This is a genomic window from Acinetobacter sp. ANC_7635, assembly GCF_056779945.1.
Map to the genome: position 1 here is coordinate 1 of NZ_JBWYIS010000035.1, position 444 is coordinate 444.

General features: G+C 49.3%; 1 protein-coding gene. It reads right to left on the reverse strand.

Annotation, left to right across the window (positions count from 1 at the left end):
* Positions 1-442 (reverse strand): thiolase family protein (locus AC1M89_RS14760; RefSeq protein ID WP_481614394.1); only part of this gene is annotated, 442 nt, incomplete at its 3' end.
* Positions 443-444: the final 2 nt, after the last annotated feature.

Consider the following 444-nt stretch of genomic DNA (forward strand, 5'->3'; position numbering starts at 1 on the left):
GCTTCGGGTTGATAAAACGCCAGCCCATGGTGGTGTCTTCAATCTTTTGACTACGACCAAATGCACTCTCAGATTTACCCATCACAAATGGAGCACGTGACATAGATTCAACACCACCTGCCACAATCACGTCAGCCTCACCAGCTTTAATGGCACGCGCGGCCATTGCCACAGTATCGAGTGATGAACCACATAAACGGTTGACTGTGGTTGCAGGTACTGTATAAGGAATACCTGCTAAAAGCGCCGACATACGACCGACGTTACGGTTATCTTCACCGGCTTGGTTGGCACAGCCAAATAAAACGTCATCGACGACATTCCAATCCACAGAAGGGTTACGTTCCATTAATGCTTTTAATGGCACTGCACCTAAGTCATCCGCACGGACAGGCGCCAAACCACCGGCATAACGACCAAAAGGCGTACGGATGGCATCAATGA